Here is a 13,871-nt window from a genome sequence, read left to right on the forward strand (position 1 = left end):
TGTATCTGTGGTGTCTAACGACTCTTGAACGACTTTTATTTTAAATTCGAGTGAATGTTTACGATATGGTTTTACTTTCATGATTACTGACTCCAAAAAGGTGTCTACTTTTATGGAGTCAGATCAATCAGATTGAAAGTTGGCGAGTAGTTTGACTCGTTACATCGCGCTTTATCTCGAACCTTACTGCCCATTAAAGGGTCGCGGCATAAAGCCGCTGCTACAGGTAGGCGTGAAACTTGTTTCGCGCGTCTGACCGCTGAAGGCTGAGAGCTGACCGCTTCTATGTGTTGAGCATCGCTACGTTCAACCCACCCCACAAAAATCAGTCGTTACCTCGTTTCTCGCTTCTTTCTAACTTGCCTCTCTCGCCTGCAAATACGCATTCACTAGGGCGGTGATTATTTGGCCTGCGTCGTTCATACCTGCTTCTAAACCAACTGGGTGTTGTGATGGGGCGCCTTCGCATAAGTGAAGGTAGCGAGCAGTTGTTTGGCTAGCTGCTAAATGCACAAAATGTTCTGCATCACTTACACTAAAGCCACAGTTAGTGTATGCACTAACCGGCATTAAAGAAATGCTGTCTAGGTCGACTTCGACTCCAAGCGGTGCATTATCAAACTGCGCTAATGCGTGTTTACATGCTGAAGAGAAATCAACGTTGCGACGTACTTGAATGTCTTGGTAACTATCAAAAGTGAAGTTTGCGCTTGTCAGGGCATCCATAATCGCTTGGTTATTTTTAAATTCGTGTAATCCCATCACATGGTAATCAGCGAGGTGGTTTTCGCTGTAAGCATATCTAAAGCCATTACCGCTATGACGACCTTCACACTTTCTGAAGTCAGCATGAGGGTCTAAGTTGATAGCGTTGACTGGTTTGCCATGTTGCTTACTAAGGGCGCGTAAAATACCTAAGCAGTTGTTATGGCCGCCACCAATCACAATTGGCTCAAGGCCAGCTGCAAAAATCATCGCAAGCACTTGCTCAACGCGGGTGTCTATATCAGCGCATAATTCACGGAGTTTGGCTAAATCAGCGTCGTTTTTATTATCAAGGTTGGCAGCTTGTTGGTTTAAATCATCAAGGGCCACTTCGCCGAGCAATAACACACGCTCATGATTTAAAAACTGGTTATGCGTTTGGTTTAAAAAGCGTTTTAAAAACGCCTGCCACGCTTGCCCTGAGCCACTGTTACCTAAGTTAGCGCGAGGGCCAATATCTTCACATACGCCAACTAAAACATAGCGAATACCGAAGTGTTTTGCATCGATGAGAGCTTGTGGGGCGTTAACTTGAGTGTCGAGAAGGGCAAGGGCTTGCCAAGCTTTAAGTTCGTTAGCGCGGCGGACGCATAAGTGCTTTACCGCCGCTTCATCATAAATTTTAAGGTAGTTTGTCACCGAGATTAGTCTTCTATTATTTCTAACTCTAATTCTTCAGCAGATAATATAATACCGGTGCTATCAGCGTAAACAAAGTCGTCATCAAAGAAAGATACGCCTGCGAAGTTAACGCCAATGCCATCTTCACCTGCACCTTCACTATCGGCAGCAACAGGAATAGACGCAATTGCTTGAATGCCTAAGTCTAGCTCTTCAAGTTCATCAACATGGCGAATTGCACCGTAAACGATAATGCCTTGCCAGTTGTTTTCTAATGCGATTTCAGCCAGCTCTATATCAATAAGGGCGCGTCGGGTTGAACCACCACCATCAATCAATAACACGCTGTCGGTGCCATCTGTTGATAAAATTTCGCGGATCAGCTCGTTATTTTCAAAGCATTTAACGGTTTTTACTCGACCACTAAAGCTTGGGCGTCCACCAAAATTGATAAACATTGGTTCGAGCACATCAACCACATCTGCAAAGTGGTCGCATAAATCAGAAGTGCTGTAATCCATTTTTTCATCCTCTAAAGAGACTGTCTGTTTAGTACTCAGTATACCCTGATACAACTCAATAACAACGACTTAATAGCGGATTATTGGTTTAAATCAAAGGAATTTCGCCATCGCAACATTAGTGTCTCAAAAGCGTCACCTAATTGTTATTTTTAGCGCCTAAGCTGAGATGAGTATAAAAATTAGACGCAAAGTATGACAAGGAGCTCACCATGGCAAACAACATACTTACTAAATTGGCAAAAGTGGATGAACAGCTGTTTTTAAGTGTATTCAACGACGCTTCGCCAATTTGGCTTAGAAGATCAGCGCTTGGCTTTTCGAAAAGCGGCGATGGCGGACTTTACGTGGTGTTGTTTCTTGGTTTTTGGTGGTTCACCGAGCAGCTGCACTTTCAACAACTGGCGATGAGTATATTGGTGGGCTTTGCTATTGAGCGACCTATTTACTTTTTAGCTAAAAAGCGTATCGCGCGGGTTAGACCTTGCGACTGCTTAGTGCAAGGCGCGTATTTGGTGCCGAGCGACCAATTTAGCTTACCGTCGGGGCATAGTGCAGGGGCATTTGTGGTGACGACGATTTTGACTATCTATTTTCCGGAATTTGCTGTGCTGTGGCTGATGTGGGCATCAGGGGTGGCGGCATCGAGAGTGATTATTGGTGTGCATTACCCCGCCGATGTGGTGATTGGCGCAGTGATGGGTTCAAGTTGTGCAGTATTAGCTGTAATGGTGGTGGGATCTATATGAGAATTTTGTACGGTATTCAAGGTACGGGTAATGGCCATATTACTCGAGCACGAGTAATGGCAACGACCTTTAAAGCATTAGGAGTCGATGTTGACTATGTGTTTTCGGGTCGTAAAGAGCAAGACTACTTTGATATGGATGACTTTGCCGACTACCGAGCTTTTCGAGGTTTGTCGTTTACCAGCAAATCGGGGCAAGTTGATAGCTTTAAAACTTTAAAGAATGCGCGCCCACTACAATTGATTAAAGATATAAAAAACCTTGATTTACGTCACTATGACTTGGTGTTTAATGACTTTGAGCCGATTACCGCATGGGCTGCTAAACAGCAAGGTATCCCTGTTATTGGTATGAGCCATCAAGCGGCGTTTTTATCTGATAAAGTGCCGATGTTTGGCCGAGCTTTCTTTCGTCGTGCCCTGATCCGTAATTATGCGCCAGCGAGTGTTTATTTAGGGGTGCATTGGCAGCCTTATGCAGAAAACATCATTCCACCATTTATTGCAAGTCATCACCATGATAACCCGGTGATGGTCGAAAATAAGGTATTGGTGTATCTACCTTTTGAGAATTTAGACAGTGTGGTCGACTACCTTAAAGACTTTCCTGAGCGTGAGTTTTACTGTTATCACCCAGATGCGCAGGATTGCTCAATCGGAAATATTCACCTGCGAGCGCCTTCACGCGTTGGCTTTTTAAATGATTTGGCCAATGCTGGTGGTGTAATTGGCAACGCCGGATTTGAACTTGCGAGTGAAGCGTTACAATTAGGTAAAAAGCTATTGCTAAAACCACTTGGAAAACAATTTGAGCAGGGGATTAATGCGCAGACGCTATTGTCGATGGGTGCAGCCCATGTGATGAGCTATTTAAACCCCAATGCTATGGATGATTGGTTGCAATCGCCACAGAACAAAAAACTCAATTTTCCGAGTGATCCAGCACCTTTGGTTGATTGGTTGCAAAAAAAACAATGGGAAAAGCTGGATAAATTGCATAATCATCTATGGCAACAGGTTGATTTAGAACAAAAACTGATTGTTTAAAAGTACCTTATATTGGAAAATGCGCGGCAAGTTTAACCACTTTTTATTAGCTGCTTTAAATAGTTTAGCTATACTTTAAATGCATGTTTCTATAGGGCACTTTGAATGAATGTATTACAAAACTTAACTATAAAGCGACGTTTGCAGTTAAACGCGCTCGTTGTTGGTCTTGCAATGATTGTGATGCTGTGTGTAATTATCTTTGAGTCGCGCATGATGCTTAAGCTCAACGAAACAATTCAAAATGCGGAGGAGCTCGACATTCATGAACTTGCAATGCGTAAACATGAAAAAAACTTTTTGTTTTACAAAGATGTCGATAGCCTTGAGCTTTTTGAGAAAGAGTATTCGCAACTTAAAATTAAAATGGCACGACTAGACGAGTTAGTAAAAGATTTGTCGATGGACTCATCTAAGCTAAATGAATTTAGACGTCTTGCGAAAACTTATTACGATGACTTCAATGAAGTTGTGGTACTACAAAAGAAAATAGGTTTACACCCTAAAGATGCACTTTATGGTGATTTACGTGGTGCGGTGCATCAAGTAGAAACATTATTAAGTGAGCGCGAAAACTATAAATTACTGGCTTTAATGTTACAGCTTCGCCGTGCAGAAAAAGACTTTATGCTGCGCTTTGATTTAAAGTATATGGGCAAGTTTGATGATTTAGTTGCTCGTTTTAGCTCAGAGATTAAAAACGCTGGGTTCGATGCAAATTACGAAAACCAATTGCTTAGTTTGCTTACGACTTATCAAAGTAAATTTAAAGCCTTAGTTGATGCACAAGTTACCTTGGGTCTTGATTTAGAATCAGGGGCACTCGGTGAGATGAAACGCAGTGTTGAGCTTAGTGATGCAATTGTTACGGAGCTTACAGAACAAACAAAAGAGTTTGTAGAATCGAGTGCGGCTAGTGCGCAGTTGATTGCCATTCTTGTGTTTATAATTGCGAGCATTTTAGTGATGTTATTAGTTTACTTTACTAGCCGCTCAATTATTCAGCCTATCGAACGTGTGTACCACACGATTAACGAAATTCGTCGCAATAACGACTTAAGTATGTCGATTACTCAATCAGGTAAAGACGAAATCACCACTATGACGATCGACTTTAATAGCTTGATCAGTGATTTTAAAAAGCTGATTTACGAGGTAAATACAGCGCTAAGTACTCTTAACGTGGCAACAGAACATTTATCTGAAACGACAGCAGCAACTAGCTCAGGTATGCAAGAGCAGCTGCACGAAGCTGATATGGTTGCCACAGCAGCCACCGAAATGCAGGCAACGATTCAAGATATCTCACACAATACAGAAGCTGCAGCGAAAAAAGCTGAGTCGACTAACTTAAGCGCGCAGCAAGGTCGTTCTGAGGTTGAATCAACGGTGGTGCAAATTAACCACTTATCTGATTCACTCGGTAATGCGTCAAGCGTGGTGTCGCAGTTAGAAAAAGACGCTGAAACCATTGGCTCTGTACTTGATGTTATTCGTGGCATTGCTGAGCAAACAAACTTACTGGCACTCAATGCAGCCATTGAAGCGGCGCGTGCCGGTGAACAAGGCCGTGGCTTTGCGGTAGTAGCAGATGAAGTTCGCTCACTTGCGCAGCGTACCCAAGATTCAACGCAAGAGATCGAGAGCATTATTTCGACCTTACAAGGGCGTACGCAAGAAGTGGTAAGCATTATGCAGCAATGTCGTACGCAAGGTGGCGAAAGTGCAGCACAGGCAAGTAAAGCCGGTGAGTTACTTCGCTCAATCACCGAAGATGTACAAACCATTATGGATATGAGTACCCACATTGCCACCGCAATTGATGAGCAAAGCCAAGTGGCTTCTGAGGTGAATAAAAACGTGGTACGCATTCGTGATATCGCTCAAGAGGCATCTGGTCATGCGGCGACTAATGCGCAAACCAGCGAAGAGGTGTCTGAGCAAGCACGTGTGCTCTATCAGGCAATCGATAAGTTTAAAGTTTAATAATGACTTGATACTTTGTATATAAATAGAGCGCGGTGACGGTGTCGTCATCGCGCTTTTTTGTTTGGGGGTGTATACCGCGACAAGATTTTAATACCAATCCGCTTAATTAAGTAGTCTATTTTGAGGCAATAAAACCTCGTTGATAACAAGGCAAAAATTTCGTTATTTAGTTGTTCTAAATGAGAAATTTTTAACGCAGTTAGCGACAGGTTTAATCCCTCAAAATGATTAAGTATTATTGCGGGTTGGTATTAAGGCACAAACTTAATAGGCACGCTGTCTTTGCTTGCTTCGTGTTCAGAGACTCTTGTTTGGTATTGCTGCCAAAGCTCATCATGGTTAGCTTGCAGCTCACTTAAATAGTGCCAGCTGAATAAACCGCTATTATGATTATCGCTAAACACTAGTCGAATCGCATAATGACCAACCGGCTCAATCTTGCTAATTCCTACCTGTTGCTTACCGAGTACGAGTTTCATAGGTTCATTGCCATGACCTTGCACTTCAGCAGACGGTGAGTGAACACGCAAAAATTCAGCACTAAATTGAGCAATAGTCTGATCATCAAAATGAACATCTAATACTTTGCTAACGCTGTGATAATGCACTTTAGTGACTTCTTTCATGTGAGCCTCGAATATACGATTTATAAACTAAAAAGCCTCCAACAGGAGGCTTTTAATTATAACGCTAATTTGTTGATTAAAGAATGAAACGACTTAAGTCTTCATCTTCAACAAGTGCACCTAAGTGCTGCTCAACGTAATTGGCATCAATTGTCAGTGTTGAACCTGCTTTTTCTGAGGCATCAAATGAAATTTCTTCCATTAGTTTTTCCATCACTGTGTGCAAGCGACGGGCACCGATGTTTTCGGTTTTTTCATTTACTTGCCAAGCCGCTTTCGCGATACGTTCAATGGCATCATCAGTAAACTCAACGTCAACTTGCTCTGTTTTTAACAGTTCACGTTGTTGCTCAGTTAATGAAGCATGAGGCTCAGTTAAGATACGTTTAAAGTCATCAGCACTTAGTGCTTCAAGCTCAACGCGGATTGGTAAACGGCCTTGCAGCTCTGGGATCATGTCTGATGGTTTAGACATTTGGAATGCGCCAGATGCAATAAATAACATGTGGTCAGTTTTAACCATGCCATGTTTAGTGCTTACTGTTGAACCTTCGATTAATGGAAGTAAGTCGCGCTGTACACCTTCGCGGCTAACATCTGGGCCAGATGCTTCACCACGTTTACAGATTTTATCGATCTCATCGATAAACACGATACCGTTTTGTTCAACTGCGAAGATAGCTTGCTCTTTTAACTCTTCAGGGTTAACAAGTTTTGCTGCTTCTTCTTCAACTAATAGCTTAAATGCTTCTTTGATTTTTAGCTTACGCTTGCTGCGCTTATCGCCACCCATGTTTTGGAACATGCTCTGAAGCTGGTTGGTCATTTCTTCCATACCAGGAGGAGCCATGATCTCAACATTTGGCTGAGCTTGTGCAACATCGATATCAATTTCTTTATCGTCTAACTGACCTTCTCGTAATTTTTTACGGAAAGATTGACGAGTAGAAGAGTTCTCTTCTGTTTTTGACTCACCAAAGGTATCGCGTGCTGGTGGCAAAAGGGCATCTAGAATACGCTCTTCTGCCGCTTCTTCAGCGCGATGTTTGAATTTTTTGGTTTGCTGTTCACGCGTCATTTTAATCGAGATATCAACTAAATCGCGGATGATCGTTTCTACTTCTTTACCAACATAGCCCACTTCGGTGAACTTTGTTGCTTCAACTTTAATAAAAGGCGCATTAGCAAGTTTAGCTAGGCGGCGAGCAATTTCAGTTTTACCCACACCTGTTGGGCCAATCATTAAAATGTTTTTTGGTGTTACTTCTGCGCGTAAATCATCGCTCAGTTGCATACGGCGCCAGCGGTTACGTAGCGCGATTGAAACTGCTTTTTTAGCTTTAGCTTGGCCAATAATATGTTGATCAAGCTCGTGAACGATTTCTCTTGGCGTCATCTCAGACATGGCAGTTCCTATTACAATTCTTCAATAGTTTGGAAATTATTCGTGAATACGCAGATGTTGCCTGCAATAGTAAGGCTTTTCTCTACAATATCACGTGCACTTAGGTCGGTGTTTTCTAGTAGCGCTGTGGCTGCTGATTGCGCGAAGTTACCACCACTGCCAATCGCAATTAGGTCGTTTTCTGGCTGCACAACATCGCCGTTACCTGTGATAATTAATGAAGCAGTTTCGTCTGCAACTGCTAATAGTGCTTCGAGCTTTCTAAGTGCACGATCACTACGCCAATCTTTGGCCATTTCTACGGCAGCTTTGGTTAAGTTGCCTTGGTGCATTTCTAGTTTGCTTTCAAATCGTTCGAAAAGGGTGAAGGCATCAGCAGTACCGCCAGCGAAACCAGCGATTACTTTGCCATTATAAAGACGTCGAACTTTGCGGGCATTGCCCTTCATTACGGTGTTACCAAGTGAAACTTGGCCGTCGCCACCAATAACGACCTTGTCGTCGCGGCGTACACTTACAATAGTGGTCATGATTATTCCTCATCATCGAGCGGCAAAGCCGCTCGTAAAAAGCGATTGATGAGGTGTTTATATGGGTGAATGAACTAAAATCAAGTCCAAAGCCAAATTCCGCAGCCCATTATTTTGATGCGTTTAAGTTTATTTTTGTCACTTTCGGCTAAACGTTTGGTTTCGTATGGGCCTAAGCGCACTTTATACCAAACACCATTGCTGCCTTGTGTTTTCTTAACTTCGGCCACTAAGCCGGCAAAAGCGATTTTAGCTTTTAATGTTTGTGCTTGCTCTAATGTTCTAAAAGAGCCGCATTGCATTACATATGGGCCTTTTTGTTCAATCTCTTTTACTTCGACCTGAACTTCGTGCTCTTTAATTTCTTTGATAAATTCAGGTGTCTTAGGTGGTGGAATAACTACTTCTTCTTTTTTAGTCGGGTTTGCTTGCTGCTCTACTAACTCAGGATCAGCATTATGTTTGATATACCATAGGCCGTAACCAAACCCGCCTACTAAGATAAGCGCAATTAAAACAAGAATAATAGGGAAGGGCTTTTTCGCCGGGGCTTGTTTTTTATTATTTCGATTTGCTGGTTTTTTATTTATGTAATCGTGTTGTGCCATGACTCTTAATTGGCCTTTAAATCATATCTATAGGATCAACATCTAAGCTCCAACGCACCTTTTGCGCTAATTTACTGGTACTTATATAGTCGACCATTTGCGCTAAATATTGGTGTAAGTGGGAGCGTTCCTGCGCCTGAATATGTAACTGAAAGCGATATTTACCTGCTACACGTTCCAGTGGTGCAGGTATCGGACCGAGCAATTGTATACCAGATACGTTCTGGACAGGAACCAAATCAGTTAAAAAATCCATCACTTGATTTATGTTATGTCCTTCGGCACGAACCATAGCCATATTGGTGACTGGCGGAAGTTGCGCGTCTTCTCGCTCTGTGAGTGCGTAACGGGCAAAATCTTGGTAACCATTATTAACTAAGTCTTGCAGTAGCGGGTGCTCAGGAAAGTGAGTTTGCAATAATACTTGCCCAGGTTCACCACTTCGACCTGCACGGCCTGCCACTTGCGTAACAAGTTGCGCTAAATGCTCTGTGGCGCGAAAATCACACGAATATAATCCACTGTCGACATCTAGGATTAAAACAAGGCTAACATCGGCAAAATGGTGGCCTTTTGCCAACATTTGCGTGCCAACTAAGATACGCGCACCGCCTTGGTTAATATCATCAAGCGCTTTTTCTAAGCTGCCTTTACGACGAGTTGAATCTCGGTCGATACGACTAATCGGAATATCAGGGAAGGTTTGTGTTAAAAACTCTTCGATTTGTTCAGTGCCTTTGCCATTTGGAAAAATCTGCGTACTGCCGCAATCAGGGCATTGGTGGGGCACCTGATGTTGTTCACCACAGTGGTGACAAATCATCTGGCCAATGGCTTTATGAAAGGTTGCACTGGTGCTACAACGTGAGCACTCACTTAGCCAACCACACTCATGGCATATAAGCGTAGGCGAAAAACCACGACGGTTTAAAAATACCATCACTTGCTTGCCACGTTCTAAATGCTGACGCATGTAGGCAAGGCTGGCATGGGCAATCCCTGCTTGCTCAGGCTGGCCTTTCATATCCATTAATTGAAACTGGTTATCGGTGCTGGTTTGGGCCCGTTCAGTGAGGCTCAACAGCTGATATTTGTTATTAATTGCTTTATGTAAGGTCTCAAGTGCTGGTGTGGCACTGCCTAGAACGAGCGGAATATTATGTTGGTATGCTCTATAAGCGGCTAGGTCTCTAGCATGATAGCGTAGTGTATCTTGTTGCTTAAACGAGCTGTCGTGCTCTTCATCAACGATGATCATGCCAAGAGATAAAAAGGGCAAGAAAATACTCGAACGTGTGCCGATCACTATAGCGCAGCTGCCTTTTTCACAAAAACGCCAAGTTTGCAAGCGTTCGTTATCTGTTAGAGCTGAGTGCCATAGCATAATCGGGGTATCAGGAAAGCGACGACGAAAACGATTAACCGTTTGTGGTGTTAAGCCAATTTCAGGCACTAATACTAAGGCTTGCTGACCTTTTTTTAGCACTTCTTCTAGGCATTGCAAATACACTTCGGTTTTACCGCTTCCGGTAACCCCTTCAAGCAAAAAGCTGGTAAAGCCACGAGCTTGGTTAATGCTGGTGCAGGCAACAGCTTGCTCTTTATTAAGCACTGGCTTGCTACCAACACTCGGCGCGCGTTGCTGCCATTGGTTATCATGTTCAATAAATTGAGTGATCAGTTCTTTATCGAGCAGACTGTCGATGGTTTTTTTGGTAAATCCGAGTGCTTTTAATTCTGTAACCGATGATTTGCCTGATTCGGCTAGCTGTTTTAATAAACTCAACTGGGTTTTTGCTTTCAGCGACGGCAGCTTTGCACCTTTATCGGTCAGCTCAACCATGTTAATGCTGGTTTTATCTGGGCATTCGCCTTGTCTTAATGCAGCCGGAAGTGCCGTATGAATGGTCTCGCCCAATGGGTAACAGTAGTAGCGTGCTGTGAATTTTAGTAATGCTAAGTGTTGCTCAGATAACACTGGCGTGTCGTCTATAACATCAATAATCGGCTTTATTTTGTCTGCGGGAACATCGGTTGATGTTTTAAGAGCCAAGACCACGGCAACCTTTTTTTGGCTACCAAATGGCACGCGAACGCGCATACCTGGCTTTAACTCAGGGCTATGCAGCAGCTGTTCAACTTTATAATCGAAGGTACGCTGTAAAGGGACTTTTATGGCAACTTCTACAAAGTGCATAACAACTCAACTGAAACAAAGATAGAAAGATAATGTACTAAAATTGCAGTTAAAAACCTACCAACAAATACTGAACAACAGACCACTTGGTTATTTTTTTAGCGAAAGATGTATTTAAAGCTTGTCGTAAGGCTTCTTGAGCTATAAAATACGCGGCCTATTAATTGTATTAACTGCGTATGGTGCCAGACTTCGGGTTTGGAGAGCGATACGGCCTTAACTAGAGGTTCCCTATGAAAGAAGGTATTCACCCTAAGTACGAAGCTATCACTGCAACTTGTTCATGTGGTAACAAATTCGAAACTAGCTCAACTCTTTGTAAAGACATCCACTTAGACGTATGTTCTGAGTGTCACCCGTTTTACACTGGTAAGCAAAAGATTTTAGACACTGGCGGCCGTGTTGATCGTTTCAACAAGCGCTTCGGTGCACTTAGCAGCAAGAAGTAATCTCTGCTGTTTAGTTAAAAAAAGCACCTTAGGGTGCTTTTTTTATGCCTAAAATTCACAAACGACATTATTAACGCTGCCACTTACTCATCATCTTCACTTATGTATCTTGCATAACTATTTCTGGCTGTTATGCCCATTATGTCGCTAATTTTGCAGACAAAGTGCCACCCCTTGGCTATATTCTTTTTTGTATAAACTTTCATAAAAGTTATTAAAAATAATAAATTTAAATAACTTTGTGAGTAAATGCTGTGAACTTCGTTGAAATGGCTATTTTGGGCTAATTTCGGCTAATTGCAGTGTACGTGCGTATAAAATACAAAAACACGTGCTTAAAAGGTCATAAATAGGTGAATTTTTATGTCTGGTTAATCGCAACTATGCGCAGAAACTGTTGGGAAATCCTTTAAAATTAAGCGATATAGCATATAACAGGATAGACCTGATAATACTTGGAATTTTTATACATTACAGGTATCGTACTGATGCAAGCTCTCTCACTTTTTAACTTTTTGCAGGATACTATCGCGTTATGTCAGATTTTCGTGAACAAGCATTACATTACCACGCTCACCCCGTTCCAGGTAAAATTAGTGTTGAACTAACCAAGCCAGCCGAAACGGTTAACGATCTCGCTTTAGCTTATAGCCCAGGTGTGGCTGAACCAGTCCGTGAAATTGCTGCTGATCCAGCAAATGCCTATAAATATACAGGCAAAGGTAACATGGTTGCGGTTATTTCAAACGGTACCGCAATTTTAGGTTTAGGTAACTTAGGTCCGCTTGCATCAAAACCTGTAATGGAAGGTAAAGCGTTACTATTTAAACGTTTTGCTGGCCTTGACTCAATTGATATTGAAGTTAAACACCGCACAACAGAAGATTTCATTAATACGGTTGCTAACATCGCTGATACGTTTGGTGGTATCAACCTTGAAGATATTAAAGCGCCTGAGTGTTTTGAAATCGAAAAAGCGCTTATTGAGCGCTGTGATATTCCAGTTTTCCACGATGACCAACATGGTACAGCTATTGTGACTGCTGCTGGTATGCTTAACGCCCTTGAAGTGCAAGGTAAAGATATCGAAGATGCTATCATCGTATGTTTAGGTGCCGGTGCTGCTGCTGTTGCTTGTATGGAGCTTTTAATTAAGTGTGGCGCACTGCGTGAACACATTTATATGCTTGACCGTAAAGGTGTGATCCATACACGTCGTGATGACTTAAACGAGTATAAGCAATTATTTGCTAACAATACCGATAAGCGTACATTACAAGATGTAATTGCTGATGCTGATGTATTCGTTGGTGTATCAGGTCCTAACTTGTTAACTGCAGATGATCTTAAGCTGATGGCAGATAAGCCAGTCGTGTTTGCATGTTCAAACCCAGATCCTGAGATTGCTCCAGAAGTTGCACACAGTGCGCGTAACGATTTAATTATGGCAACGGGTCGTTCAGATTTCCCTAACCAAGTAAATAACGTGCTTTGTTTCCCATTCATTTTCCGTGGCGCGTTAGATGTTCGTGCAACGGCAATTAATGATGAAATGAAAATTGCTGCAGTTCATGCTATTCGCGGCATCGCGAAAGAGCCTGTACCAAGTGAAGTATTAAAAGCAGCTGGCGTTGAGTCACTTGAGTTTGGTGCCGAGTACATCATTCCTAAGCCTATGGATCCGCGTTTATTACCACGTATTGCACGTGCTGTTGCTGAAGCAGCAGTAGAGTCGGGTGTGGCGCAAATCGACATGCCAGAAGATTACATGCGTTAAGCTTAATTAGCTATTAGGTATATCGCACAATAAAAAACTCAGCCTAGGCTGAGTTTTTTTATATCTGCGATTATCGGCGGTGATCCGATGGCCGAAATACTTATTCTGAATCAAGCACTGGGATATCTAACCCCATTTCTTGCATAATTTTTTTAACTTCTTCAGGTACCTTTTCAGGGTTGTCTTTACGTAGGTCGTCATCATTTGGTAATGGTTGACCTGTAAAAGCATGTAAGAAAGCTTCACACAATAACTCACTGTTCGTCGCATGACGCAGGTTATTGATCTGGCGGCGTGTACGCTCGTCAGTTAATACTTTTAATACGTTGAGTGGGATTGATACGGTAATCTTTTTTACTTGTTCTGATTTTTTACCGTGTTCTGCATATGGGTGAATGTATTCACCGTTCCATTTAGCCATAAGTTGTTTCGTTGCCTCGGTTGTCAGTGATTTACGCCTTATTCACAGCGCAAGATGCGGAAATTCTATCTCTTTAAAAAAGATAGTCAAATACTAGTTATTTAGCCATCTAGTGGTGTAAATGTATAAACTTCTATGTGTAAGCCATAAATGCTTTGACTTCTCAT

The 13,871-nt window shown here is 42.3% G+C and carries 14 protein-coding genes; 5 read left to right on the forward strand and 9 right to left on the reverse strand.

The genetic code is table 11. The features are described 5' to 3' along the window. Positions 1-110: 110 nt before the first annotated feature. The 3 genes from ABMY41_RS14230 to rraA are packed head-to-tail and all read right to left on the reverse strand — an operon-like array spanning position 111 to position 1,907. Positions 111-320 (reverse strand): hypothetical protein, encoded by a 210-nt coding sequence (locus ABMY41_RS14230; protein WP_349275146.1) that lies wholly within the window; start codon positions 318-320, stop codon positions 111-113. 34 nt (positions 321-354) lie between these two features. Beyond that, the gene (locus tag ABMY41_RS14235) at positions 355-1,404 is read right to left on the reverse strand and encodes a formimidoylglutamase (protein WP_349275148.1); all 1,050 of its coding nucleotides are present in this window, start codon (positions 1,402-1,404) and stop codon (positions 355-357) included. 5 nt (positions 1,405-1,409) lie between these two features. Beyond that, positions 1,410-1,907 carry a ribonuclease E activity regulator RraA gene (rraA, locus tag ABMY41_RS14240; RefSeq protein WP_054552822.1) on the reverse strand — a complete coding sequence of 166 codons (498 nt, stop codon included), beginning with the start codon at positions 1,905-1,907 and terminating at the stop codon, positions 1,410-1,412. Positions 1,908-2,119: 212 nt separating this feature from the next. Between rraA and ABMY41_RS14245 the strand changes: the two genes are divergently transcribed. The 3 genes from ABMY41_RS14245 (at position 2,120) to ABMY41_RS14255 (ending at position 5,688) form a co-directional block, all read left to right on the forward strand. Beyond that, positions 2,120-2,656: a phosphatase PAP2 family protein gene (locus tag ABMY41_RS14245; RefSeq protein WP_349275151.1), complete on the forward strand. Its 537-nt coding sequence runs from the start codon at positions 2,120-2,122 to the stop codon at positions 2,654-2,656. Next, a complete protein-coding gene (locus tag ABMY41_RS14250) occupies positions 2,653-3,702 on the forward strand; it encodes an MJ1255/VC2487 family glycosyltransferase (RefSeq protein WP_349275153.1) in 1,050 nt (349 codons plus the stop codon). The genes ABMY41_RS14245 and ABMY41_RS14250 overlap by 4 nt, the downstream gene beginning before the upstream one ends. Before the next feature lie 105 nt (positions 3,703-3,807). Continuing rightward, positions 3,808-5,688 (forward strand): HAMP domain-containing methyl-accepting chemotaxis protein, encoded by a 1,881-nt coding sequence (locus ABMY41_RS14255; RefSeq protein WP_349275154.1) that lies wholly within the window; start codon positions 3,808-3,810, stop codon positions 5,686-5,688. Positions 5,689-5,942: 254 nt separating this feature from the next. Here the strand turns inward: ABMY41_RS14255 and ABMY41_RS14260 are convergent, their stop codons facing one another. The 5 genes from ABMY41_RS14260 to priA all read right to left on the reverse strand — a co-directional run bounded on the left by ABMY41_RS14260 (position 5,943) and on the right by priA (position 11,057). Beyond that, a complete protein-coding gene (locus ABMY41_RS14260) occupies positions 5,943-6,317 on the reverse strand; it encodes a gamma-butyrobetaine hydroxylase-like domain-containing protein (protein WP_055021375.1) in 375 nt (124 codons plus the stop codon). 76 nt (positions 6,318-6,393) lie between these two features. Further along, complete coding sequence (gene hslU, locus ABMY41_RS14265; protein ID WP_062566006.1) at positions 6,394-7,722, reverse strand: HslU--HslV peptidase ATPase subunit; 1,329 nt, start codon at positions 7,720-7,722, stop codon at positions 6,394-6,396. Positions 7,723-7,733: 11 nt separating this feature from the next. Continuing rightward, positions 7,734-8,252 carry an ATP-dependent protease subunit HslV gene (hslV, locus tag ABMY41_RS14270; protein ID WP_054552816.1) on the reverse strand — a complete coding sequence of 173 codons (519 nt, stop codon included), beginning with the start codon at positions 8,250-8,252 and terminating at the stop codon, positions 7,734-7,736. Positions 8,253-8,332: 80 nt separating this feature from the next. Then, positions 8,333-8,860 (reverse strand): SPOR domain-containing protein, encoded by a 528-nt coding sequence (locus tag ABMY41_RS14275; protein WP_054563328.1) that lies wholly within the window; start codon positions 8,858-8,860, stop codon positions 8,333-8,335. A gap of 16 nt (positions 8,861-8,876) precedes the next feature. After that, the gene (priA, locus tag ABMY41_RS14280; RefSeq protein WP_349275157.1) at positions 8,877-11,057 is read right to left on the reverse strand and encodes a primosomal protein N'; all 2,181 of its coding nucleotides are present in this window, start codon (positions 11,055-11,057) and stop codon (positions 8,877-8,879) included. A gap of 233 nt (positions 11,058-11,290) precedes the next feature. On the opposite strand from priA, the gene rpmE reads away from it, so the two are divergent. Beyond that, on the forward strand, positions 11,291-11,506 hold the full coding sequence (rpmE, locus tag ABMY41_RS14285; protein ID WP_036973208.1) for a 50S ribosomal protein L31: 216 nt from the start codon (positions 11,291-11,293) through the stop codon (positions 11,504-11,506). A 535-nt stretch (positions 11,507-12,041) separates the two neighbouring features. After that, positions 12,042-13,283, forward strand: coding sequence for a malic enzyme-like NAD(P)-binding protein (locus tag ABMY41_RS14290; RefSeq protein WP_054552813.1), 1,242 nt, complete (start codon positions 12,042-12,044; stop codon positions 13,281-13,283). Positions 13,284-13,383: 100 nt separating this feature from the next. Here the strand turns inward: ABMY41_RS14290 and metJ are convergent, their stop codons facing one another. After that, entirely contained in the window at positions 13,384-13,704 is a 321-nt protein-coding gene (gene metJ, locus ABMY41_RS14295; protein WP_054563330.1) for a met regulon transcriptional regulator MetJ, read from the reverse strand. Positions 13,705-13,871 lie beyond the last annotated feature (167 nt).

Origin of the sequence: Pseudoalteromonas sp. BZA4 (assembly GCF_040104395.1) — a bacterium.
GTDB lineage: Bacteria > Pseudomonadota > Gammaproteobacteria > Enterobacterales > Alteromonadaceae > Pseudoalteromonas.